The 24536-nt window shown below is 73.7% G+C and carries 18 protein-coding genes; 13 read left to right on the top strand and 5 right to left on the bottom strand.

The genetic code is table 11. From position 1 onward, the window contains the following. Window positions 1-574: 574 nt before the first annotated feature. The 6 genes from AB0E88_RS27210 (at window position 575) to AB0E88_RS27185 (ending at window position 10121) form a co-directional block, all read left to right on the top strand. Complete coding sequence (locus AB0E88_RS27210; protein WP_361635735.1) at window positions 575-2407, top strand: SWIM zinc finger family protein; 1833 nt, start codon at window positions 575-577, stop codon at window positions 2405-2407. Window positions 2408-2735: 328 nt separating this feature from the next. Further along, window positions 2736-3239 (top strand): hypothetical protein, encoded by a 504-nt coding sequence (locus AB0E88_RS27205; protein WP_361635589.1) that lies wholly within the window; start codon window positions 2736-2738, stop codon window positions 3237-3239. Next, window positions 3209-4627 carry a hypothetical protein gene (locus AB0E88_RS27200; RefSeq protein WP_361635586.1) on the top strand — a complete coding sequence of 473 codons (1419 nt, stop codon included), beginning with the start codon at window positions 3209-3211 and terminating at the stop codon, window positions 4625-4627. Before AB0E88_RS27205 ends, AB0E88_RS27200 begins: the two co-directional genes overlap by 31 nt. Next, complete coding sequence (locus tag AB0E88_RS27195) at window positions 4624-6129, top strand: VWA domain-containing protein (protein ID WP_361635584.1); 1506 nt, start codon at window positions 4624-4626, stop codon at window positions 6127-6129. The genes AB0E88_RS27200 and AB0E88_RS27195 overlap by 4 nt, the downstream gene beginning before the upstream one ends. 75 nt (window positions 6130-6204) lie before the next feature. Beyond that, window positions 6205-7317: an AAA family ATPase gene (locus AB0E88_RS27190; RefSeq protein ID WP_361635582.1), complete on the top strand. Its 1113-nt coding sequence runs from the start codon at window positions 6205-6207 to the stop codon at window positions 7315-7317. Window positions 7318-7322: 5 nt separating this feature from the next. Continuing rightward, entirely contained in the window at window positions 7323-10121 is a 2799-nt protein-coding gene (locus tag AB0E88_RS27185; RefSeq protein WP_361635580.1) for a hypothetical protein, read from the top strand. 325 nt (window positions 10122-10446) lie between these two features. Here the strand turns inward: AB0E88_RS27185 and AB0E88_RS27180 are convergent, their stop codons facing one another. Both AB0E88_RS27180 and AB0E88_RS27175 read right to left on the bottom strand, forming a co-directional pair. Continuing rightward, complete coding sequence (locus AB0E88_RS27180) at window positions 10447-11091, bottom strand: dihydrofolate reductase family protein (protein ID WP_361635577.1); 645 nt, start codon at window positions 11089-11091, stop codon at window positions 10447-10449. Between the two features lie 148 nt (window positions 11092-11239). Then, a complete protein-coding gene (locus tag AB0E88_RS27175) occupies window positions 11240-12649 on the bottom strand; it encodes an NAD(P)/FAD-dependent oxidoreductase (RefSeq protein ID WP_361635574.1) in 1410 nt (469 codons plus the stop codon). 64 nt (window positions 12650-12713) lie between these two features. On the opposite strand from AB0E88_RS27175, the gene AB0E88_RS27170 reads away from it, so the two are divergent. Continuing rightward, on the top strand, window positions 12714-13214 hold the full coding sequence (locus tag AB0E88_RS27170; protein WP_361635571.1) for a GNAT family N-acetyltransferase: 501 nt from the start codon (window positions 12714-12716) through the stop codon (window positions 13212-13214). A 231-nt stretch (window positions 13215-13445) separates the two neighbouring features. Here the strand turns inward: AB0E88_RS27170 and AB0E88_RS27165 are convergent, their stop codons facing one another. Continuing rightward, window positions 13446-15131 (bottom strand): ribonuclease J, encoded by a 1686-nt coding sequence (locus AB0E88_RS27165; RefSeq protein WP_361635569.1) that lies wholly within the window; start codon window positions 15129-15131, stop codon window positions 13446-13448. 166 nt (window positions 15132-15297) lie between these two features. Here AB0E88_RS27165 and pcaC point away from each other — a divergent pair, with 166 nt between their 5' ends. From pcaC to AB0E88_RS27150, 3 genes are all read left to right on the top strand, one after another. Further along, the gene (pcaC, locus tag AB0E88_RS27160) at window positions 15298-16599 is read left to right on the top strand and encodes a 4-carboxymuconolactone decarboxylase (RefSeq protein WP_361635566.1); all 1302 of its coding nucleotides are present in this window, start codon (window positions 15298-15300) and stop codon (window positions 16597-16599) included. A 78-nt stretch (window positions 16600-16677) separates the two neighbouring features. Further along, window positions 16678-17313 (top strand): MBL fold metallo-hydrolase, encoded by a 636-nt coding sequence (locus AB0E88_RS27155; protein ID WP_361635564.1) that lies wholly within the window; start codon window positions 16678-16680, stop codon window positions 17311-17313. Window positions 17314-17354: 41 nt separating this feature from the next. Beyond that, the gene (locus tag AB0E88_RS27150; protein WP_361635561.1) at window positions 17355-18134 is read left to right on the top strand and encodes an exodeoxyribonuclease III; all 780 of its coding nucleotides are present in this window, start codon (window positions 17355-17357) and stop codon (window positions 18132-18134) included. Window positions 18135-18204: 70 nt separating this feature from the next. Here AB0E88_RS27150 and AB0E88_RS27145 read toward each other — a convergent pair whose 3' ends face one another. Next, window positions 18205-19995, bottom strand: coding sequence for an SGNH/GDSL hydrolase family protein (locus tag AB0E88_RS27145; protein WP_361635558.1), 1791 nt, complete (start codon window positions 19993-19995; stop codon window positions 18205-18207). 207 nt (window positions 19996-20202) lie between these two features. Between AB0E88_RS27145 and AB0E88_RS27140 the strand changes: the two genes are divergently transcribed. Both AB0E88_RS27140 and AB0E88_RS27135 read left to right on the top strand, forming a co-directional pair. Further along, window positions 20203-20622 (top strand): DUF6278 family protein, encoded by a 420-nt coding sequence (locus AB0E88_RS27140; protein WP_361635555.1) that lies wholly within the window; start codon window positions 20203-20205, stop codon window positions 20620-20622. A gap of 147 nt (window positions 20623-20769) precedes the next feature. Further along, the gene (locus AB0E88_RS27135; protein ID WP_361635552.1) at window positions 20770-21513 is read left to right on the top strand and encodes an amino acid ABC transporter ATP-binding protein; all 744 of its coding nucleotides are present in this window, start codon (window positions 20770-20772) and stop codon (window positions 21511-21513) included. Between the two features lie 377 nt (window positions 21514-21890). Here AB0E88_RS27135 and AB0E88_RS27130 read toward each other — a convergent pair whose 3' ends face one another. Beyond that, the gene (locus AB0E88_RS27130; RefSeq protein WP_361635550.1) at window positions 21891-22649 is read right to left on the bottom strand and encodes a hypothetical protein; all 759 of its coding nucleotides are present in this window, start codon (window positions 22647-22649) and stop codon (window positions 21891-21893) included. 78 nt (window positions 22650-22727) lie between these two features. On the opposite strand from AB0E88_RS27130, the gene ggt reads away from it, so the two are divergent. After that, a complete protein-coding gene (ggt, locus tag AB0E88_RS27125; RefSeq protein WP_361635547.1) occupies window positions 22728-24527 on the top strand; it encodes a gamma-glutamyltransferase in 1800 nt (599 codons plus the stop codon). The last annotated feature ends 9 nt before the right edge of the window (window positions 24528-24536 follow it).

Raw genomic sequence — 24536 nt, 5'->3', positions numbered from 1 at the left:
CAGGGCCGACGGCAGGGCCGACGCGCCCGGCCCCGGCCCCGCGGAGGCGGCCCGCCGGGCCCTGCGCGAGGCGCGCGAGCGGGGTGCGGCGACGGCGGAGTCGACCGGCGCGGGGGAACGGCGAAGCACCCAGGGCGAGGACGAGTCCGCGCGGGCGGAGCAGGCGCCGGCCCCCGATGCCGTACCGCCGGACCACGACGCGGCTTTTGGCGCTGTACCGGCAGAGCACGCGGAGGCCTTCGGTGACGTACCGCCGGAGCCGAGTCGCGCGGCGGCCACCGATGCCGTAGAGGCGGAGCACGGGGCAGCCGCCGACTCCGGACAGCCAGGTCCCGGGACAGCCGCCGACGGGGTCCAGGAGGGACGTGGGGCCGCCACCGACGCCGTACAGCCGGAGCACGCGGCGGCCGCCGACGGTGTACAGCCGGAGCACGCGGCGGCCGCCGACGGTGTACAGCCGGAGCATGGGACAGCCGCCGACGGCGTACAGCCGGAGCGTGGGGCGGCCACCGACGGCGGACAGGCGCCTGGCGGGCGGCCGCAGTCACGGCCGGGGGACGTCGCGCGTGAGGCGCTGCGCCGCGCCGTGGCCCAGCGGCGCACGGCGCTGCCGGCCGACGACGAAGCCGTAGGGCATCCGGCTCCGCCCGATGAGCAGGCCACTGCCGCTCCCGCTGCCGCGCCGACGGAGCCGGGAGCTGCGGCGGACGCATCCGCGTCCGGCAGACCTCCGGCCGACGACGCCGCGCCCGCTGACCGCGCCCGTGAGGCGCTGCGCGCGGCCCGCGCCGAGGCGCAGCGCAAGGCGGCCGACGCGGAACAGGCGGACCGCGCGTCCTCCCTGCGGCGCCGCCCGTCCCGCTCCTCCGACCCCGCGGCCGCCCCGCACCCCACCCATGTCCCCGGCAATCCCCGGGCCGGGCAACGAGCGCGGGAGCTGCGGCAGTTGCTGGCGGGTGCCTTCCGCATGCCCACCGAGGCGACGTCGGACGAGGTCGCCGGGGAGACCGGCGGCCCGGGAGAGCGGGTGAGCCGGACCACCCCGCCGCCGGTGACACCGCGGCCCGCGCACGAGGACGAGGCCCCCGCCCGCCTCACGCCGCCCGGGACTCCCGCCCCGGCGCCTCTGCTGCCCCGCTCCATGGCCGCCCCCGCGCGCGACGGTGACCTGCGCCGTACCTTCCCGCCCTTCGCGCCCCTGCCCGCGGGCGAGGACTCCCGGTTCGCCGAGACCTGGTGGGGCAACGCCTGGGTGACGGCGCTGGAGGAGGGCGCGCTCGACCCCAAGAGGCTGGCCCGCGGGCGGGGTTACGCCGAGCAGGGCAACGTGGACGCGATCACCGTCACCCCGGGTTCGGTGCTCGCGTACGTGCAGGGCAGCCGGCCGCGCCCGTACCGCGTGCAGGTGCGGCTGCGGACCCTGGACGACGCCGACTGGGCGCGTTTCCTGGACGCGGCCGCCGAGCGGCCCGGCCATATCGCCGCCCTGCTCGACAAGGAGATGCCGCACTCCCTCGCCGACTGCGGTGTCCGGCTGCTGCCCGGCCCCGGCGACCTGGAGCCGCGCTGCAGCTGCCCCGACCGCGGCCACCCCTGCAAACACGCCGCCGCCCTGTGCTACCAGACCGCCCGCCTGCTCGACGCCGACCCCTTCGTGCTGCTCCTGCTGCGCGGCCGTGGAGAGCGGGAGCTGCTCGACGCGCTCGCCCGGCTCAGCGCCACACGCGCCGCCAGAGCCGCCCAGGACCGGGAACCCGCCCCGCTGCCCGGCGTCCGGGCCGCCGAAGCCCTCGCGCCCCGCCAACTGCCGCCGCTGCCCAACCCGTTGCCGCTCCCGCCGCACCCGGAGCAGCCGCCCGTCTATCCGGCGGCCCCCGGCGGACCCGACCCGATCGCGCTGGACCAGCTCGCCACCGACGCGGCCGCACGTGCCCACGCTCTGCTCGCCACCGGTCACGACGAGGTGGGCGAACTGACCCTGTGGCAGGACGCGATCCGGCTGGCTGCGGCCAGGCCCGGCTCCGGGCTCACCGCCGGCTCGCGCGCCCTGTACTCCTCCCTCGCCTCCGCAGCCGGCCGCACCCCCGCCGAGCTGGCCCGCGCGGTCGCCGCCTGGCGCCAGGGCGGCCCGGACGGGCTCGCCGTCCTGGAGGAGGCGTGGGATCCCCCGGCGGGACGCTTCGACCGGGCGCGTCCGGCGCTCCTGGCCGCCGATCTCCCGGCGTTCCGCCCCTGGCGCAACCGTCTCACCCACCCGCGCGGACACGTCCAGCTCCGGCTGGGCCGAGACGGCCTGTGGTACGCCTACGAGTCCGAGCCCGGCGCCGACGACTGGTGGCCGCGCGGCACGCCCGACTCCGACCCGGTCGGCGCTCTCACGGGCCTCGGCACCACGGACGACCTCTGACCGACCGCTCCCGGCCCCGGCCTTGCGCCGCGAGTCGAGCACGGCCTCCGATCGTCCGCACCACCACCCCGCGACCGACCGCACCACCCTCCGACCGATCGCACCGGGCTCCGGCCGTTTCCCCGGCGAGCCCAGCACGGCCTCCGGCCGACCGCACCACCCTCCGAGCGACCGCACCGGGCTCCGGCCGTGCGCCGGTGGTCCTGCCCTGCCCGCGGGCCCCATCAGCCGTCCGTCGCAGGGGCGTTGTCAGTGGTCCCCGCTAAGTTCGTTGGTGTCCCGCCGGTCCGGCGATGGGCTTCCCTCGTGCTGCAAAGGAGATGGTGCGTTGTCCGACGTCGAGAGGTCGAGCACGACGCGGGTGGTCCCACCCGCCAGGCCGCGCAAGCTGGCCAAGGTCCCGTTCGTCGAACTGGCCGACGGACGCCTGCAGGGCGTCGTCTCCAGCGGCTCGGACATCGAGCGCGTCTACGTCTCCTCGGTCGCCGCCGCGTCGTACGCCTACGCGTGCAGCACCAACAACAACCGCCCCTGCGGTGGCGCCCGCGGCGGCTTCTGCAACCACATCGGCGCGCTGATCAACGAATCGGTGCTCCAGTACGGCGCCGAGCGCGTCGCCCGCTATCTGCGGGTCGACCTCGGCGCGAGCGAGCCCGGCGCGCAGTCGATCCGCCTCGCCATGAGCGGCACCCGCCCCGCGCCGGCGGACAGCAAGGGCGCCGCCTCCGTCTTCAGCCGCTTCCTGCGCCATCTGGCGTATCTGGAACTGGCCGCCACCACCGCGCCGTTGCCGGAGATGCAGTGGTTCCCGCCGACGAGGGCGGTGGCCTGATGCGGATGGATCTGCTCACCGAACCGGTGGACGGCCTCGACGAGACCCTGGCCGTCGTGGACGCCTTCGACCGGACCCTGCTCGGGGGCCTCCTGCGTCCCCGGCCCGCCCAGACCGAGGGCCTGACGGCGCTCGCCGACGCGGTGGCCGCGAGCCCGCTCGCCACCCGTGTCGCCGAAGCCGCCGAGAAGGCCGCGGCCGGCGCCGCGAGCGAGGACCACTTCCTCGCCCTCGCCGCGGCCCGCACCGCCCTGCTCGGTGCCGCGCACGACGCGCTCGCCGCGCGCGCCGACGAGGCCACCGGCCGGTCCGGCGCCGAGGCTCCCGCCCCGGCCGCCACCGGCGAGCAGGCGCCCAACCTGCTCGCCGCCGCCCGCGCCTGGCTCTGCGACCTGGCCCGCACCGGCTGGCAGGGCCTCGACCACGACGTGGTCTCCGGCTCCGCCCCGGTGGTCTCCGCGATGCTCCCGAACCCCGCGCTACGGCGCCTCGCGACCCTCCTCGACGGCTTCGCCGGCGAACTCGCCGCATCCTGCCCGGGCGCCTCCCTGGACTCCGTGCCCGTGCGCCGCTGGGCCGATCTGTGGGCGCGCGCCATGCTCCTGACCGTGCCCGGCGCCGCCACCGCGCCCGTCACGCAGACCGTGACCGGCCGGCTGCTGCCCCTCGGCGTCGACGTCCAGGAGCACGCCACCGCGGCCCAGGCACAGGTGCACGCCGTGCTCGAACCCGCCGACGGGACCGCGCCCCGGCTGGTGCGGGCAAGCGTGTCCGTGCCGAAGCCCGACACGGTCCTCGGCGCGGGTGTCTGGCAGCTGCTGCGTCCGCACCTGTCGCTCCTGGCCGCCGCCGGCGAGGGCCGCAGCATGGACCTCACCGACATGCCGGTCACCGCCGAGGGCGATCTGATCTGGCAGGACGAGCACGCCCGCCCCGGCGAGAGCGCCGACCCCTTCGCCACCGCCCGCGTCGCCCTGCCGACCGCCGTCGCCTCCCGGACCGCCCCCCTGGACCGGCACCCGGTGCGCCTGGCCCACCCGGTGTTCCTGGAGGGCTACGGCATCGAACAGGACGGCGACACGGTGACGTTCACCCTCACCGGGCATCGCCTGGCGGTCGACACCGACCGCGCCCCGGTCGCCGGACCTCTGAGCCCACAGGCCGTCGCCACCTCCAGCGCCTGTATCGGGCTGCTGCGCTGGGACGCCGGGCGGTGGCTGCTGCAGCCGCTCGCGGTGGAGACCACCGTGCGCAAGAAGACGGTCGCGGTGCACGCGGGCGCCTGGGCCGGGGGCACGACGGACAAGGCCGGGGTCAAGGCGGAGAAGGCCGCCACCGACGCGGTGGCCGTACTGCGCGAGCGCGCGGGAAGGCTGCTGCGCACATGACCGACCACACCACCACCGGCGTCAACCCCCACCCCACCACCGGCCAGAACCCCCACATCACCACCGACCTCAGCCCCCACCCCGCCGCCGAGACGCCCCCGCTGCCCGCACCGGACGAGAACCGCCGGCAGGTCCTGTACTGGCGCCTGCTCGCCCGTCTCTTCGACCCCGAGGAGCAGGCCTCACTGGAGTCCGCCTCCCTGGCCGTCGTCGAGGACATCGGGCTGCCGCCGGCGCTGCTGGACCCGCAGGCGTCCGTCGACGCCGTCCTGCAGCGCCACCCCGAGCTGGCCGGCGAGTTCGACGGCCTGATGGTGCCCGAGCCGGAGGAGGAGGGCCGCGACCGGGCCGCCGAGGTCCGCCGGGCCGCCCTGGCGTCCAAGGTGCTGCTCAATGTCTTCGCCTCCGGCACCGGCACGGTCACGGCCGGACAGCTCGCCCGCTGGCAGGCCGACGCCGGGTGGCTCGAGCGCGCCCTCGGCTGCACCCCGGGCGACCTGCGCGGCGGCCGCGGCGCGGGCAACGGCGGCGCCCGGTCCGGCACCGGCGGGGGAGTGAGCCCGACCGGCACCGGAACCGGCTTCCCGGCCCCCGACCTCAGCAACCTGATCCCGGCGATCGGACCCGAACTCGGCGCCATCGAGGCCGACATGGTCAAGCGGATGCGCCTGCGGGAAGTTCTCGCGGACCCTCGGCTGGCCGCGCAGCTCACCCCGAGCATGTCGCTCATCGAACAGCTGCTGCGCGACAAGAACAACCTCTCCGGCGTGGCCCTCGCCAACGCCAAGGCACTGATCCGCCGCTTCGTCGACGAGGTCGCCGCGGTGCTGCGCACCCAGGTCGAGAAGGCGTCCGTGGGCGCCCTGGACCGGTCGGTCCCGCCCAAGCGTGTCTTCCGCAACCTCGACCTCGACCGCACCATCTGGAAGAACCTCACCAACTGGGATCCGGAGCAGGAGCGGCTCTACGTCGACCGCCTCTACTACCGGCACACCGCTCGCAGGACGACACCGCAGCGGCTGATCGTGGTCGTCGACCAGTCGGGCTCCATGGTCGACTCGATGGTCAACTGCACCATCCTGGCGTCGATCTTCGCCGGACTGCCCAAGGTGGACGTCCACCTGATCGCGTACGACACCCAGGCGCTCGACCTCACCCCGTGGGTGAACGACCCCTTCGAGACCCTGCTGCGCACCCAGCTCGGCGGCGGCACGGACGGCACGGTCGCCATGGCCCTGGCCCAGCCGAAGATCGCCGAGCCGCGCAACACCGTCGTGGTGTGGATCTCCGACTTCTACGAATGGCGCTGCGAACCGCTGTTCGAGAGCATGGCGGCCGTCCACCGCTCCGGCGCGAAGTTCATCCCGGTCGGCTCGGTGACCAGCGCCGGACGCGGCAGCGTCAACCCGTGGTTCAAGGAGCGCTTCAAGGACCTCGGTACGCCGGTCATATCCGGCCACATCCGCAAGCTCGTGCACGAGCTGAAGACGTTCCTCGCCTAGGTCCGTCCGCTCGCTGCCCCCACCTCGTTCCTCTTCGCCGTTTTTCCTTCCCGGCTTCCATCGAAAGGCCCTGACGTGTCCGACCTGTTGCGTGCCCCCGCCGAGATCAAGTACGCCGAGGAGCTGGACTGGCTGGAGTCCGTCGACGACAACCCCAAGCCCTTCTCCTGGCGGCTGTCGCCGAAGATGATCCGGCTGTTCATCCTGGGCTCCGAGCGCGCCGACGGCCTCGACCGGGAGATCTCCCAGAAGTGGTTCGGTGACCGCAGCATCGTCGAGCGTGCCATCGTCACTCTCGCCTCCGACCGCGGTCTGCTGCTGATCGGCGACCCCGGCACCGGCAAGAGCTGGCTGGCCGAGCTGCTGGCCGCCGCCGTCTGCCGCAACTCCACGCTCGTGGTCCAGGGCACGGCCGGCACCACCGAGGACCACATCAAGTACTCGTGGAACGTGTCCATGGTCATCGCCAAGGGGCAGTCGCGGGAGTCGATGATCCCCTCGCCGATCATGACGGCGATGGAGGCCGGCGTCATCGGCCGTTTCGAGGAGCTGACCCGTTCCACCAGCGACGTCCAGGACGCGCTGATCTCCATCCTGTCCGAGAAGTACATCTCGGTCCCCGAACTCGACAGTGACGGCATCGTGTTCGCCAAGCCGGGCTTCTCCGTCATCGCCACCGCCAACAGCCGCGACCGCGGAGTCAACGACCTGTCCTCCGCCCTCAAGCGCCGCTTCAACTTCGTCCGCATCCCGGTGGTGACGAACAAGAAGAGCGAGGCGGAGATCGTCCGCTTCCGCACCGAGGAACTGCTGCGCCGCCATCGGATAGAGCTGGACGTGCCGCCGACGCTGCTGGACGTGCTGCTGCAGAGCTTCGCCGACCTGCGCGCCTCCGCGGCCGCGGCCGCGAGCGACGACGAGAAGCTGGAGTCGGCGCTGTCCACCGCCGAGCAGATCGGCGTGCTGGAGGACGCCATCCTGCACAGCAACTTCTTCGGCGAACGCGCCCTGACCGCCCGCACCCTCGCCTCCTCGCTCGTCGGTTCCCTCGCCCGGCGCGAACCCGAGGACCTGGCCATCCTCAACAAGTACCTGCACGGCGTCGTCGAGCCGCGCGGCAAGGAGGAGGGCGGCTCCTGGCCGGAGTTCTACGAGGGCGGCCGCGACGCGATCGCCACCCTGGCGTGAGCGCCATGACCGAGACCACCTTCGCCGCCCTGCGCGGCCAACTGCAGGAAGCCGCCTCCGCCTTCGCCGGCGGTCCCGACGCGCTGGAGGGCGTCCTCCTCGGCATCGTCGACGACGTCGACCGCGCGGTGCGCGAACCGCTGGAGATCTTCCCGGTCTGCCACCACTCGCCCGCCTCGGCGCTCGCCATGGCGCGCCGGCTGCGCGAGAAGCAGCCGAAGGTGGTGTACCTGGAGCTGTGCGAGGACATGGCGCCGCTGCTGACGGAGCTGCGCAACTGCCGGCTCCCCGTCGCGGTACAGGCGTTCGCGACGGAGACCGACGGGTTCCCCGCCGAGTGGGCGCCGCTGTCGGTGGTCGCCCCGATCACCGAGGCGTCCGCCGAGTACCAGGCGATTGCCTACGCCCTGGACACCCCCGGCGTCGAGCTGGTCCTCGTCGACCGCTCCTCCGACCACGTCTTCCAGTGGCAGGAGCACACCGGCGACACGGCCGATGCCGGCGGCCCGGACGCACCGCCCGCCGAGGAGGAGGCGGCACTGCACGGCGACGCGGTCGGCGTGGAGATCGGCGACCTGCGCCCGCGCTTCGCCGAGCTGGAGCAGCACCTGCTGCGGCACGGGCGGGTGCGGCACTGGTCGGAGTGGTGGCACCAGTACGTCGAACTGCCCCTCGGGGACGCCGACCACGACACCTACCGCCAGGTGATGCTGCTGATCGGCAGCCTCTTCCGCCGCCTCGCGCCGGGCGATCAGGGCCGGGTGCGGGTGGACGAGGACCGCGAGCGGTACATGTGGACGCGGATGCGCGCCCACCTCGCGGCGACCGGCACCGACCCCGCGGACGCGCTCTATGTGTGCGGCGCCTTCCACGCGGCCAGCCGCGTCGAGGAGTTCGGCGTCCACGGCGCCGACACCTTCGAGATCGGTCCGCGCAGTGCCACCAAGTGGCAGCACGGCCTGATCCCGTCCAGTCACGCGGCGATCGAGGCGCAGTTCGGCCTCGCCGCCGGTTCGGTGTCCATCGCCGCGACCGAGTGGGCGAAGAACGTCAAGCGCACCCGGACCAAGCCGTACCGGCTCGCCGGACAGGCCGGCACGAAGGCACCGAGGAAGGCGGCCGAGGCCGTTCCCGCCGTCACCCCCGCGCCACCGCTCGACGCCTCCGACAAGCTCACCGGTTTCCTGCGCAGGCCACCCGTCCTGGACCGTCTCGACGAGGCGGAGCTGCTCGGCTGGTCCGTGGAGATCGTGCGCGCCGCCCGCCGCAACGGCTACCTCGCGTCCACCGCCGACGCCATCGCCGTGTTCGAGACGTCGATCCTGCTGGCCGGGATGCGGGAACGCGCCAAGCCGACGCCGTACGACTTCCAGGACGCGGCGGTCACCTGCATCGAGAAGGACACCGTGCCGGGCCGGCGGGACGTGCGCCGGCTGGTGGAGATCATGCTCGGCGGTGACCGCGTCGGCCAGGTCGGCTACGACGCCCTGCCGCCGCTCGCCCGTGACGTCCACGACCGGCTGGCCCCGCTGAACCTCAAGCTGCAACAGCGCGGCGTGCAGCGGGCACTGCTCGACATGGCGTCCCGGCCGGAGCTGGCGCGGTGCTCCGACGTGCTGTGGATGCTGCGGTACCTGATGCCGCACGGCGCCGCCCGCCCCATCATGGGTGAGCGGCGGCTCGGCGAACAGCCGATCCAGGAGTCCTGGGACCTGGCCCTCGGCACCCATCAGCGGGCCCTGATCGAGCTGGGCTACGAGGGCGTCAGCATCGAGCAGGTCCTCGAACAGCGGCTGCGGCGCGTGGCGTACGGCCCGCAGGCGACCGCGGCGCGGGTCCTCGAGGCCGTCGAGGACGCCACCCTCTACCTCGACAGCCGCCGACTGGCCGACGAACTCGGTCAGCGCGCCCTGGAGGTGCTGGCGACCGAGCGCAGCGTCGACGGTGCGCCCGAGGTACTGCGCCGGGTACGCGGTCTGCTGGCGTACTACCGCACCAGCGAGCCGGCGCTCCCGCCGTGGATCGAGTCGTTCGTCAAGACCGGCTACGCGCACTACTGCACGCTGCTGCCGACGGCGTTCACCGACGACGACGCGGGCGTGGGCCAGGTCGCGGCCATGCTCGGCTTCCTGTTCAGCATGGAGAGCCTCGCGCTGTCCCTCGGCTGCGATCGCAACCAGCTGGAGCTGGCCGTCGCCCAGTCCCACCCCGAGGACCCGGCCAAGACGGCGCTGCTGTGGGCGGCCGAGACGCAGCTGGGCCGGCTCTCCCGCGCCGAGCTGCGGGCGCGGTGCGCCGAACTCCTGGGCAACCCGCTGGTGGTGCCCGCCTATCCGCGCTACCTCAGCGGTTTCCTGCACGCGCTGGAACCGGTGCCCCACCTGGCCGACTTCGTCGTCGAAGCCGTCTCCCAGGCCTTCGCTCAGCTGCCGGACCCGGTGCTGTTGCCCTGGCTGCCGACCCTGATCACCACCCTGCGCGGTGGTGGTACCGACCTCGCGCCCCTGCTGATCCGGGAGGCCGGCCGTATCTTCCCCGGCCGGCTGGCGGAGCTGGACTCGTGGACACCCCCGTGGCGGGCGGCCCCGGCCCCCGCGGCACCCCGCCCGTCGGGCGAGCGTGTGCCCGGCCCGCGCGGCCTGCCCCTGCCGGCCGCGCACCCCGCGACCTGCGACGCGGTCGCGGACCTGCTCGGCTGCACGGACCCCTGGCTGACGGCGGCACCGGCCCCGGCCGGTGTCGCGCTGCTCGCCCGCCATCCGCAGACCGCCGAGGCCCTGGAGGCGCTGCTGGCCGCCGGCTGACGACGACGGCCGGACGGCGACCGGCCACGCCGACGGGCCCCGGCCACCGGCCATGTCGACCGGCCCCCGCTCACCGGCGACGGCGACCGGCCACGGCGACCGGCCTCCTGGCACCGGCCACGGCGACCGGCCACGCCGACCGGTCCCCCCGGCACCGGCCACGGCGACGGGCCCCCGGTCGCCGGCCACGCGGACCGGCCTCCTGGCACCGGCCACGCGGACCGGCCCCCGGGTCACCGGCCATGCCGACCGGCCCCCGCTCAGCGCCGGGTCCGCCGCCGGGGCCACCCGCCTCGCGGTGCGGTGGCCCCGGCAACGCCTTCTCTCACTTGCGCCAGAACAGATGGTGCGTGACGCCGCTCGGGCTGGGCACGACGTCCAGGTGGTAGCGGTCGAGCAGCTCCTCAGGTGACTCCCACAGCCGTGCGCCGGACCCGAGCTTCAGCGGAGAGACCGCCACGTGCAGGGTGTCGACGAGGCCGGCGTCCAGGAACTCCCGGATGACGGTCGCCCCGCCGCCGAGCCGGACGTCCTTGCCCTGCGCCGCTTCCCGGGCCTGCGCCAGGACGTCGGCCGGGTCACCGCCGACGAAGTGGAAGGTGGTGTCGGAGAGGGTGAACGAGGGACGCGGGTGGTGGGTCATGACGAACACGGGGGTGTGGAACGGAGGCTCGTCGCCCCACCAGCCGCGCCACTCGTGGTTCTCCCAGGGCCCGCGCTGGGGTCCGAACTTGTTGCGGCCCATGATCTCGGCGCCGATGTTGCGGGCGTAGTCCCGGGTCAGGTAGTCGTCGAGGCCGCGGCTGCCCCCGGGGTCGGTGCGCATGGGCCAGCTCGCCGTGGCCCCCGCCCACGCGAACATCTGCCCCGGATCGGCGTGGCCGAACGGCCGCTCGAGGCTCTGGCCCTCCCCGGCACCGAATCCGTCACTGGAGATGTTGAAGTTCTGCACGCGCAGCAGCTGAGTCATGAGGTGGGGTCCTTCCCGTGTCGGCTCCGACGGTGGTGAGACCGTCCGCAGCGCGAGAACTCATCGGTGCCACGGCAGACCGGTGCCGTCGGTTCCAGCGTCGGCGGCTCCGGCGCCGGAGTCCAGCGCGGAGCCGGCCGGGGCCACGTCAGAGCCGGGCGAGCGCACGCCGTGCGGCGTTGTAGCCGCACATGCCGTGGGCGCCCGCTCCGGGCGGCGTCGCGGCGGAGCACAGGTGGACGCCGGGGATGCCCGTGGCGTACGGGTCGAGAGCCGCGCGCGGGCGGAAGACCAGCTGCCAGGGGTCGTTGGCTCCGGTCACGATGTCGCCGGCGACGTAGTTCTCGTTGTACCGGCTCATCTGCGCGGTGCTCCGCACGTGCATCGCCCGGATCCGCTCGCGGAACCCCGGTGCGTACCGCTCGATCTGCGCGGTGACGGCCTCGGTCGCGTCACCGGTGAAGCCGGCCGGGACGTGGGCGTAGGCGTAGAGGGGATGGACGTCGCCGGACGAGCGGGTCTTGTCGGCGAGGTACTGCTGGCCCACGAGGACGAACGGCCGCTCGGGCATCCGGCCTGCCGCCACGTCCCGCTCGGCGGCGGCGATGTCCTCCAGGGTGCCGCCGAGGTGCACCGTGCAGGCGGAGCGGGAGGCCTCGTGCGTCCAGGGCACGCCGCCCTCGACGGCGTAGTCGACCTTGAAGGCACCGGGCCCGTGCCGGTAGCGGGTGTAGGCGCGGCGCACCCGGGCCGGCATCCGCTCGCCGGCGATCCGGGCGGCGGCGGCCGGTGAGGTGTCCAGCATGACGAGGTCGGGGCCGCCCAGCTCGTCGAGCGAGGTCACCCGGCGGCCCGTCTCGAACCGTACGCCGTACTCCGTCGCGCGGCGGACGATCGCGTCCCGGATCGCGGCCGAGCCGCCCTCCGCGACCGGCCAGCCGAAGGCGTGCGCGGACGCGGTCAGTGCCACGCCGATCGCCGAGGAGGCGAGCGTGTGCAGCGGCCGGAAGGTGTGGGCCGCCGCGCCGGCCCACAGCGCCCGTGCCTCGGCCGAACCGAACCGGCGGGCGAGCAGCGTGGCCGGCAGCCCCGCGTAGGCGCCGAGCCGGGCCAGGTGGAGCGGGTGGCGCGGAACGTGCAGCACGGGCTGCAGGAACTCCTGGCTGATCGTGTCGAACCGTTCGGTGAGCGGCCCGAACGTGCGCTCCCAGCCGCGGCCGCCCGCACCGAGGCCGGCGGCGGTCTCGGCGACGGAGCGGACCACGGCCGCCCCGCGCCCGCCGTCGAGCGGGTGCGCGAACTCCACCGGGGCCCAGCGCCAGGTCAGGCCCGCCCCGGCCAGGTCGAAGCGGCGGGCGAACTCCGAGCCCGGCCCCAACGGGTGCATGCCGGAGCACTCGTCGTGGACGAGGCCGGGCAGGGTCAGCTCGCCGGAGCGGGTGCCGCCGCCCAGGACGTCCGCGGCCTCGATGACCCGGACGCGTACGCCCTCGGCGGCGAGGGTGAGGGCGGCGGCGAGCCCGTTGGGCCCGCTGCCGACCACGGCTGCGGTGGTCATGCGACCGCCTCTTTCCTGTCGGTGGCCGGGTGGGCGGGGTCCTCTCGGGTGCCATACTCTCCCGATGAGTGCACGTACGTCCCCGATCAGCCGGCTGATCACGATACGCAGGGCCGTCCCGCGGGACGCCAAACGGCTCACGCGGCTGGTGCGTGGCTCAGGCGCCTACGCGGGCAAGTACGCGGCCGCCGTCGCGGGCTACCGGGTCGGTCCCGACTACATCGAGGCCCACCGCGCCTTCGTGGCCGTCGGCGCCGACGAGCAGGGAGGCGAGGAGGCAGGCCGGGTCCTCGGGTTCTACTCGCTCGTCCTCGATCCGCCGGAGCTCGACCTGCTGTTCGTCGGGGACGAGGCGCAGGGGCGGGGCATCGGACGACTGCTCGTCGCGCACATGCGCTCCGAGGCCCGCGCCGCCGGGCTCGACCGCGTCAAGGTCGTGTCGCATCCTCCCGCCGAGGACTTCTACCACCGCACCGGCGCGGTGCGGACCGGGACCGTGCTCGCGAACCCGCCCGCCGTACCGTGGGACCGCCCCGAACTCGAGTTCCGCCTCCCCCCGGAATGACGCGGGCCGGCGCGCAACCGCGCGTTCCCGTGCCCGCCGCGGGCTGACCCGCAACCACGCGTTCCCGTGCCCGCCGCGGGCTGACCCGCAACCACGCGTTCCCGTCCCCGCCGCGGGCTGACCCGCAACCACGCGTTCCCGTGCCCGCCGCGGGACGACACGCTCCCGTGCCCGGCGCCGGGATGACGCGGCGCCCGGCCGGAAGCGGGCACCGCGCTGCCGGGTCCTCGCTCAGGCGTCGATGATGACGGGGATGATGAGGGGCTTGCGGCGGTAGGTGCGGAACGCCCAGTTCGCCACGGCGCGGGCGATGAGTTGTTCGAGCTGGCGCGCGTCCCCGACGCCTTCCTCCGCCGCGGTGGCGAGGGTCTTCTCGATGACGGGGACCACCGGCTCGAAGGTGGCGTCGTCGTGGACGAAACCACGGGCCAGGAAGTCGGGCGCCTCGGCGAGCGCGCCGGTGTCCGCGTCGACGATCGCCACCACCGTGACCACGCCTTCGGCGGCCAGGGTCAGGCGGTCCTTGAGGGACGCCTCGGTGGCGCCGCCGACCTCCATGCCGTCCACGTAGACGTTGCCGGCGGGGACCTTGCCGGTGATGGACGCACGCCCGTCGACGAGGTCGACGACGACGCCGTCCTCGGCGATGACGACCCGGTCGGGGTCGACGCCGGTACGGATGGCGAGGTCGCCGTTGGCCCGCAAGTGGCGCCATTCGCCGTGCACGGGCATGACGTTGCGCGGCTTGACGATGTTGTAGCAGTAGACGAGTTCGCCGGCGCTGGCGTGCCCGGAGACGTGCACCTTGGCGTTGCCCTTGTGGACCACGTGGGCACCCCACCGGGTGAGCCCGTTGATCACCCGGTAGATGGCGTTCTCGTTGCCGGGGATGAGGGAGCTGGCGAGCAGGACGGTGTCGCCCTTGCCGATGCGGATCATGTGGTCGCGGTTGGCCATCCGGGACAGCGCGGCCATCGGTTCGCCCTGGGAGCCGGTGCACACCAGAGTGATCTTGTGGTCCGGGAGCTTCTCCAGCTCCCGCGTGCTGACGACGAGACCGGAGGGGACCTTCAGATAGCCCAGGTCACGGGCGATGCCCATGTTGCGGACCATCGACCGGCCGACGAAGGCGACCTTGCGGCCGTACTGGTGGGCGGCGTCCAGGACCTGCTGGATGCGGTGCACATGGCTGGCGAAGCTGGAGACGATCACCCGGCGCGGTGCGGTGCGCATCACCTGCTCGATCGCCGGGTTCAGCTCACGCTCGGAGGTGGTGAAGCCGGGCACCTCGGCGTTGGTGGAGTCGGTGAGGAACAGGTCCACACCTTCCTCGCCCAGGCGGGCGAAGGCGCGCAGGTCGGTGATGCGGTCGTCGAGAGGGAACTGGTCCATCTTGAAGTCACCGGTGTGCAGCACCATCCCGGCGCCGGTGCGGATCGCGACCGCGAGGCTGTCGGGAATGGAGTGGTTGACCGCCACGAACTCGCAGTCGAAGGGACCGAAGCCGCGCCGGTCGCCCTCGCGCACCCGCACCGTGCGCGGCCGGATGCCGTGTTCCTTGAGCTTGGCCTCCAGGAACGCCAGCGTCAGCTTGGAGCCGACGAGCGGGATGTCCCTCCGCTCGCGCAGCAGGTACGGCACGCCGCCGATGTGGTCCTCGTGACCGTGGGTGAGCACCACGGCCACGATGTCGTCCAGCCGGTCGCGGATCGAGGTGAAGTCCGGCAGGATCACGTCCACGCCGGGCTGGGTCTCCTCGGGGAACAGCACGCCGCAGTCGACGACGAGGAGCTTGCCGGCGTACTCGAAGACGGTCATGTTGCGGCCGATCTCACCCAGGCCGCCCAGGGCGATGACCCGCAGCCCTCCTTCGGGAAGGGGTGGGGCGGCTTTCAGTTCGGGGTGCGGATGACTCATACCCTGACGGTACCCGGAGACCGGGGCCGGTTGATCCATTGCCCGGGTGATCCCCTGAGCGCTCACCATGCCCCGGCACGGCCCGGGAGGTCCTCCACCCGGTCGGACCCACACGGCCACAACCCCCGTCAGCGGGGCGGTCCCGATACGTGAGAGGGTCTGACGCGTGAGTGAGACACCGTCGAACACCCTGCAATACCGCTTTGACGGGCCGGAAGACGCCCCGGTCCTGATCCTGGGTCCCTCACTGGGCACCACATGGCACATGTGGGACCGGCAGGTCCCCGAGCTGGCCAAGCAGTGGCGCGTCCTGCGGTTCGACCTGCCGGGGCACGGCGGCGCGCCCGCCCACCCGGCCGGGTCCGTCGCCGAACTCACCGCCCGGCTGCTCGCCACCCTCGACGCGCTCGGCGTGCAGCGCTTCGGCTACGCGGGCTGCGCGCTCGGCGGTGCGGTGGGTGTGGAGCTGGCGCTGCGCCACCCCGAGCGGGTCGCCTCGCTCGTGCTGATCGCCGCCTCTCCCCGGTTCGGCACCGCCGACGAGTTCCGCCAGCGCGGCGTGATCGTCCGGACCAACGGCCTCGACCCGATCGCCCGTACGTCCCCCGACCGCTGGTTCACCCACGGCTTCGCGGCCGCCCAGCCCGCGATCACCGAGTGGGCCGTGCAGATGGTCCGCACCACCGACCCGGGCTGCTACATCGCCGCCTGCGAGGCGCTCGCCGCGTTCGACGTACGGCCCGAGCTGGGCCGGATCGGCGTGCCGACCCTGGTGCTGGTCGGCTCCGAGGACCAGGTCACCGGCCCCGCCGAGGCGCGCACACTGGTCGCCGGCATCCCGGACGCCCGTCTCGCGGTCGTACCCGGCGCCTCCCACCTGGTCCCGGTGGAACAGCCGGCCGCCGTGACCGATCTGCTGGTCACGCACTTCTCGACCGCCTGGCAGCCCCTCATCGACCCCGGTACGGGCCAGATCGCGATCCCCGCCGCGCCCGTCAAGCCGGTGCTGGCCGCGCCGCCGCCGCAGCCCACCGCGCCGGTCGCCGAGATCGCGCCGCCCGTGGCGCAGCCCCAGCCCGCCGGGCGGCCCGACCCGTACGACGCGGGGCTGAAGGTGCGCCGGGAGGTGCTGGGCGACGCCCACGTCGACCGGGAGCTGGCGCAGGCCGGTGACTTCTCCGGCGACTTCCAGGAGCTCCTCACCCGCTACGCCTGGGGCGAGGTGTGGAACCGGCCCGGACTCGACCGGCGCTCGCGCAGCTGCGTCACCCTGACCGCGCTCGTCGCCGGCGGCCACCTGGAGGAGCTGGCCTTCCACACCCGCGCGGCCCTGCGCAACGGCCTCACCCCGGACGAGATCAAGGAGGTCCTGCTCCAGGCGGCCGTCTACTGCGGCATCCCCGCGGCGAACAGCGCCTTCCGCGTGGTCCAGCAGGTCATCCTCGAGGAGACCACCCTCGCGGAGTGACGCCGACGGGGACCGGTTCCGTGGCGGGGTGCGCGCCACCGCACCCCGCTCCGCTTCCCCGTGTGCAGGATGGGACGCATGAAGCTCACGAAGATGTCGCACGCCTGTGTCCGGCTGGAGAAGGAGGGCCGCACGCTCGTCCTGGACCCGGGCGGGTTCAGCGAGCAGGACGCCGCGCTCGGCGCGGACGCCGTCCTGGTCACGCACGAGCACCCGGACCACTTCGACGAGGGGCGGCTGCGCGCCGCGCTGGAGCACAACCCGGCCGCCGAGATCTGGACGCTGCGCTCGGTCGCCGAGAAGATCTCCGCGGCCTTCCCGGGCCGGGTGCACACCGTCGGCCACGGCGACACGTTCACCGCCGCCGGCTTCGACGTGCGGGTCCACGGCGAGTGGCACGCCGTGATCCACCCGGACATCCCGCGCGTCACCAACGTCGGCTTCCTGCTCGACGACGGCGCGGTCTTCCACCCCGGCGACGCGCTCACCGTCCCCGACCACCCCGTCGAGACGCTGATGCTGCCCGTCATGGCCCCCTGGAACAAGATCTCCGAGGTCATCGACTACGTCCGAGAGGTCCGGCCGCGACGCGCCTACGACGTCCACGACGCCTACCTCACCGACCTCGCCCGCCCCATCTACGACCGCCAGATCGGCGCCCTCGGCGGCACCGATCACCAGCGGCTGGCCCCGGGCAGCAGCACGCAGGTCTAGCGGGGACCGCGTTGTCGGTGCCGCCGGGTAGGTTGTGAGGCATGCGCATCGCGACCTGGAACGTGAACTCGATCACCGCCCGCCTTCCGAGGCTGCTGGCCTGGCTGGAGAGCAGCGGCACCGACGTGCTGTGCCTGCAGGAGGCCAAGGTCGCCGAGGACCAGTTCCCCTTCGAGCAGCTGCGCGAGCTGGGCTACGAGGCCGCGGTGCACGCCACCGGCCGGTGGAACGGCGTGGCGGTGCTCTCCCGCGTCGGCATCGAGGACGTGGTCAAGGGCCTGCCCGGCGACCCCGGCTTCGACGGCGGGACCGAGCCGCGCGCGATCTCGGCGACCTGCGGCCCGGTCCGCGTCTGGTCGGTCTACGTGCCGAACGGCCGTGAGGTGGAGCACGCGCACTACGCGTACAAGCTCCAGTGGTTCGAGGCCCTCCGCGCGGCCGTCGCCGGTGACGCCCAGGGCAGCCGGCCGTTCGCGGTGATGGGCGACTACAACGTCGCGCCGACCGACGACGACGTCTTCGACGTGGCCGCCTTCGAGGGCTCCACCCACGTCACCCCGGCGGAGCGCGCCGCGCTCGCCTCGCTGCGCGAGGCCGGGCTGAACGACGTGGTGCCGCGCCCGCTGAAGTACGAGCACCCCTTCACGTACTGGGACTACCGCCAGCTGTGCTTCCCGAAGAACCGCGGCATGCGCATCGACCTGGTGTACGGCAACGAGCCCTTCGCCCAGGCCGTCAAGGACGCCTACGTCGACCGTGAGGAGCGCAAGGGCAAGGGCGCCTCGGACCACGCGCCGGTCGTGGTCGACCTGGACGTGTAGGCCCCGCCGCCCGGATCGTCCCGGCCTCGCGGGGTGTCCGGCTCACCGCAGCCGTCGCGGGGTGTCCGGCTCACAGCAGCCTCAGGTCGACGGAGTCGCCCAGCGCGGCCAGTCCCGCGTCCCCGGGGTGCAGGTGGTCGCCGCTGTCGTAGGCCGCCCGCATCCGCGCGGGGTGCGCGGGGTCGCGGACCACGGCGTCGAAGTCCAGCACGCCGTCGAAGACACCGGCCGAGCGGATCCAGCGGTTGACCGCCGTCCGCTCGGCGTCCACGGCGGCCGGGCAGCGGGCGTGGCCCCCGCAGGGCAGGATCGTCGCGGCGAGCACGCGCACCCCGCGCGTGTGCGCCCGCTCGGCGATCGTGCGCAGCCCCTCGATCAGCGGGGCGGCCCTCACTCCGGCCAGCAGGTCGTTAACGCCCTCGAAGACGACGAGGGTGCGCACGCCGGTCTGCGCGAACACGTCCCGGTCCAGCCGGTGCAGGGCGCTCACCCCGGACTGCTCGGCCGAGACGCCGTCGCCGGGGTAGCGGTCGGCCAGCACACGGTTGCCCGAAATGCCGTGATTGAGGATGCCGTAGCGTGGCACGGCACTCTGCCTGAGCAGCCTTCCGGCCAGGACGTCGGGCCAGCGCCGGTTCGTGTCGGGCGTCGAACGGTCCCCGTCGGTGATCGAGTCGCCGAGGGTGACCACCGCCCCGCTCCCGCCGCCGACGTCCACCCCGGTCAGCAGCGGCCGACTGGTCAGGACCGTCGTGTACGCGTCCCCGCTCACGTCCCCGGTGTGGTCGCCCGGCTCGCTCAGATACGACCGCTGCTGCCCGAGCCGGTGCACCGGCGCCGCCGTCACCGGACCCGGCAGATGGAAGCCGACCAGCAGGTCGGCCCCGGCCGGCACCGCGAAGTCCAGCGGATCGCTGACGGCCTGCGCCCCCGCCGGGATCACCACCCCGGCCGCCCCGCCGAAGGACAGCGCCACCGGCGTGGCCTGCGGAACGGCCCCCGCCGCCCCGGGCGTCCGTACCGCCACCGTCGCCGCGCCGATGCGCACCGGCGTGGCCGCGAAGGTGTTGTCGAAGCGCAGCCGCACCCCCCGGCCGCCCGCCGAGGTGTGCACGACCAGCCGCAGCGTGCGGTCCGTCCACGGGCCGACGGCGGGGTGACCGCCGGTCGACGCGGCCCAGCTGCCGGTCCAGCCCGGCGCGGGCGAGCGCACCGAGACCGCGAACACATGCAGCGCCGGCGCGACGGGCAGCCGTACCGCCGCCACCGTGCGTCCGGCGGCGAGCGGCACCGTCACCACGTACAGCCGCACCCGGCGGGCGAGCCGGCCGGCGGGCGTGTTGACGTGCGAGAGCGCCACCGCCTTCGTGGCGAGCGGGCCGGTGCGCCAATCCGGGGCGGTGAGCGCGTACGAGGTGGTCGTGCCGTCCGTGTAGCGGACCGTGCCCGCCCCGCCCGTGACGTCCCCGGCCGTCCCCGCCACCAGGAAGGCCAGCGCGTCACCACGCCCCGGCAGACGCACCCACTGCCCGGCGGCCCGCACGTTGTCCGCTTCGCCCGGCGCCCGCCGCGGCCAGGTCAGCCGCGCGCCCTGCACGGTCAGCGCCCGGCCCGGTGTCCAGCCGGCGGCCGCGAGGTCCCGCGCCGACAGCGACGCACCCGTGCCGTCGAAGTCCGCGGCGCCGGGCCGGGCGTCGTCGCTGACCGCGACGTTGTCGTAGAACCGCTCCAGCGGCAGCGCGGCCGGGGTCGCGGACGCGGCCGGTGGCGCCGTGTCCGCCGCCGGGGCCGCGCCGGCCGGCAGCGGACCGGCCGCGGCCAGGACGAGGGCCGCCGTCAGCCCCCCGACGCCTCGGCGCATCACCGGCACCTGTTCCTCCCGAGCTCGTCGGTCCACCCGGGCCCCGACCGCGCCCGCGCACCGCGAAGCTAGGAAGGCGTCAGGAACCCGTCAACGCGCCATGCGTGGGAGGGGCGCGAAATGGGCCGGACGGCGGCGCAGGTGCGGGTGAAAAGGAAGCCCGCGCGCCTGTGGTGCGCACGTGGGTGCGAATGTCACGCTGTCCGTATGAATCTCCCATTTCTGGGCATCGGGCGCAGGAAGATCGGCGAGGCACGGTTCACGGCGGCCCCGGAGGCGGTCGCGGCGCTCCTGTCGGAGTGCGAGCTGCTGCGCTCGCAGGCCGCCGAGGCGGGCGTACGGCTCGACGACACGGCGGCCTCGCTGGAGGCACTGGACCAGCTGGTGCCGCGCTGGAGAGACGACGCGGAGACGCTGCCCTGGCTCGGCAACGACGCGGGGCTGTACCTCGGCACGGTGGTCGTGCGCACGGTGCCCGGCGCCCAGTGGGAGATCCGCCCCGCCGAGCCGCCCGTGGTCCGGCTCGCCTCGGGGCGCGAGATCGACGTGGTGGCCGCGGGCCGGGACTGGGCCGAGAGCGGGGTCCCCGAGCTGTCACAGCTGTACGCCGAGGTCGCCGAGGACTGACCCCGGGGAATCCGAGGGTGAGGTCATGGCCCAACCTCCGGCTTAAATACGGCTTATGCCCGGAAGGTGCGTGTCGTGTCTCCGGGGCCAGGGCCGCTGGATAGGTTGCGGCAACCACGACACAGCTGAGAGTGAGTAGGGCTGCGCATGGCCGTCGATCCGTTGATCGAGCTGCGGAACGTCAACAAGTACTTCGGGGAGCTGCACGTCCTGCAGGACATCGACCTCTCGGTCGGCAGGGGAGAGGTGGTCGTGGTCATCGGCCCGTCCGGGTCGGGCAAGTCGACGCTGTGCCGGGCCGTCAACCGGCTGGAGCCCATCCACTCGGGCACCATCCTGCTGGACGGGCAGCCGCTGCCGGAGGAGGGCAAGGCGCTCGCCCGGCTGCGCGCCGAGGTCGGCATGGTCTTCCAGTCGTTCAACCTCTTCGCCCACAAGACCGTGCTGCAGAACGTCTCGCTCGGTCAGGTCAAGGTGCGCGGCCGCAAGAAGGACGAGGCCGACCGGCGCTCGCGCGAACTGCTCGACCGGGTCGGGGTGACCGAACAGGCCGACAAGTACCCCGCGCAGCTCTCCGGCGGCCAGCAGCAGCGCGTCGCCATCGCCCGGGCCCTCGCCATGGACCCCAAGGTGATGCTGTTCGACGAACCGACCTCCGCCCTCGACCCGGAGATGATCAACGAGGTGCTGGAGGTGATGCGGCAACTCGCCCGCGACGGCATGACCATGGTCGTCGTCACCCACGAGATGGGCTTCGCCCGCTCCGCCGCCAACCGCGTGGTGTTCATGGCGGACGGCCGGATCGTCGAGGACCGCAACCCCGACGAGTTCTTCACCAGCCCGCGCAGCGACCGCGCCAAGGACTTTCTCTCCAAGATCCTCAAGCACTGAGGGAGTTCAGGCCCTCAGGGCGCCGGCCCCTGCGCGGAATCGAACGAGGAGCGCTCCGCATGGTCCGTACCGCTTGTGCCCGCACGGCGGTTCTCAACTACGATGTGCCGTTCATCCCTGTGGTGACGACAGAGGCCGTACCCGCCGGTGCGGCCGCACCACGAACGCTGCTGCCGGGGGTGGGTCCCCCCACGGCCCCTCGTCCGTAGGGGGCAGCAGTACACAGGGCCATACCCGCCCGGCCGCGGCCGCAGATCACTGCGCGCGGCGGCAGCGACCCACGCCAGGGGCCGCCCGCCGCGAGGAGAAGGTCAGCCGCGCGCCGGTCGGGTTGTGCTCGTTCCAGGGGGCGTGCATCCCCCTCGGGCGACGCGCCGTCAGCTCTGCGACCGGTGCGAGGTCCTCGGCGTCGTCGCCGGCAGCGGGGCCAGCGCGGCCCGCGTGACGTCCGCGACCAGCTCCACCACGTCGGGACCGTAGGCCTGCGAGTTGACGACCTTCAGCAGCAGCACGAAGGAGTTCCGGCCGTGCTTGCGGGCGAGCCGCTCGTGGTTGCGGGCGAGGTAGCGGGTGGCGGCCTGATTGGTGATCGCGGTCTGGCCGCAGAAGAGGAACACCGGCCGGTCGCCGTGACTGCCGTCCACCGTGAGCCGCGCGAGCAGCACGTACTCGGCCCGGCCGGGCTCCAGCCGGTGGCGCTCGGAGCCGATCTGGAAGACGCCGCGGTCCGGACCGGGTTCGGCGTCCACGTTGATCCGCACCCCGGGCAGCAGTGACGACAGGTGCGCGGCCATACGGCGGTTCGAAGCCGGGCCTCCGACGCAGAACTCGGTGCGCTCCCCGAACCCCTGACGGGCCGTGTCGTGCGCCAGCACCTGGGCGTGGGCACGGCAGTCCTTGATGAGCGCGGAGAGTTCTAGCAGGGCGAACACGTCGTGGCGCATCACCGCCAGTTCGGGCCCGCCCGCGTTGCGGTTGACCACCAGCAGCGACTCGGATTCGTCCGGCAGCCCGAAGAAGGCCTGCTTGCGCCGCAGTTTCCGCTGCCACAGCCAGGTGCGGGCCAGCCAGCCCAGCGCGGCGCTGATACCGGCCGCTATCACCCCGAGGACGATGTTGCGCACGTCGTCGTTCATGGGCGCGCATGGTACGTGACTGACGTGACCATGATGGTGGAATAGGCTGCGCGAACGGTCCCTCAACCGGAGGTGCGGATGCGTCGTCCTGTTGCCCGGAAACTGTCCGTTCTGGCGGTCTCGGCCGCCGTGGTGTCGGTGGGGGCGGCGGCACCGCCCACCGCGCACCGGGATCCCGTCCAGAAGGTGCCCCTCGCCGTCGGCTACGGCGGCGCCGTCGCCAGCGTCGACGCGGACGCCTCGGCCGCCGGCATCGAGGTGCTGAAGAAGGGCGGCAACGCGGTCGACGCCGCCGTCGCCACCGCCGCCGCGCTCGGCGTCACCGAGCCCTACTCCGCCGGTATCGGCGGGGGCGGCTACTTCGTCTACTACGACGCCAGGACGCGCACCGTGCACACCATCGACGGCCGCGAGACGGCGCCGCTGAGTGCCGATCAGAACCTGTTCACGGAGAACGGCAAGCCGCTGGCCTTCGCCGACGCCGTCAGCAGCGGACTGAGCGTCGGCACCCCGGGCACCCCCGCCACCTGGCAGGCGGCACTGGACGCCTGGGGCAGCAAGCGGCTGGGAAACGTGCTGAAGCCCGCCGAGCGGCTCGCCCGGGACGGGTTCACCGTCGACGACACCTTCCGCTCGCAGACGGCCGCCAACGAGACCCGCTTCCGCTACTTCCCGGACACCGCGAAGCTGTTCCTGCCCGGCGGCCGGCTGCCGGTCGTCGGCTCGACGTTCAAGAACCCCGACCTGGCCGCCACCTACGCCGAACTGTCCCGCAAGGGCGTCGGCGCGATCTACCACGGCGACCTGGGCCGGGACATCCTCGACACCGTCAACCACCCGCCCGTCGACCCGGCCTCCGGCTGGAACGCCCGGCCGGGCAAGCTGTCCCCCCGCGATCTGGCCGCCTACCGCGCCACGTACCAGGCGCCCACGAAGACCTCGTACCGCGGACTCGGTGTGTACTCCATCGCGCCCTCCTCCTCCGGCGGCACCACCGTCGGCGAGGCGCTCAACATCCTGGAGGACACCGACCTGTCGAAGGCCACCGAGGCGCAGTACCTGCACCGCTACATCGAGGCGAGCCGGATCGCGTTCGCCGACCGCGGCCGCTGGGTCGGCGACCCCGCCTTCGAGGACGTACCGACCAAGGAGCTGCTCTCGCAGCGGTTCGCCGACTCGCGGGCCTGCCTGATCAAGGACGACGCGGTGCTCACCAGCCCCGTGCCGCCCGGCGACCCGCGCCACCCCGCCGGGTGCGGCGCCCACGGCACCGCGGCGCCCACGACGTACGAGGGTGAGAACACCACGCACCTCACCGTCGCCGACAAGTGGGGCAACGTCGTCGCCTACACGCTCACCATCGAGCAGACCGGCGGCAGCGGCATCACCGTGCCCGGCCGCGGCTTCCTGCTCAACAACGAGCTGACCGACTTCTCCTTCGTCCCGGCCAACCCGGCCGTGCACGACCCGAACCTGCCCGGCCCCGGCAAGCGGCCGCGCTCGTCGATCTCCCCGACCATCGTGCTGGACGCGCACAACAAGCCGGTCGTGGCGCTCGGTTCGCCCGGCGGGGCGACCATCATCACCACCGTGCTGCAGACCCTCACCGAGTTCCTCGACCGCGGGCTGCCGCTGGTCGACGCGATCGCCGCGCCGCGCGCCAGCCAGCGCAACGCCGCGCAGACCGAGCTGGAACCCGGCCTGTGGAACAGCGATCTGCGGGCACAGCTGGAGAAGCTGGGACACTCCTTCAAGCTCAACCCGGAGATCGGTGCCGGGACCGGCGTGCAGCGGCTCCCGGACGGCCGCTGGCTCGCCGCCGCCGAGAAGGTACGGCGCGGCGGCGGCTCGGCGATGGTCGTCCGCCCGGCGTCCTGACACGACGGC

It is taken from the genome of Streptomyces sp. NPDC028635 (genome assembly GCF_040637635.1).
Classification (GTDB): domain Bacteria; phylum Actinomycetota; class Actinomycetes; order Streptomycetales; family Streptomycetaceae; genus Streptomyces.
Note: the sequence above shows the minus strand (reverse complement) of the source record. Positions and strands in the feature narration are given on the sequence as shown.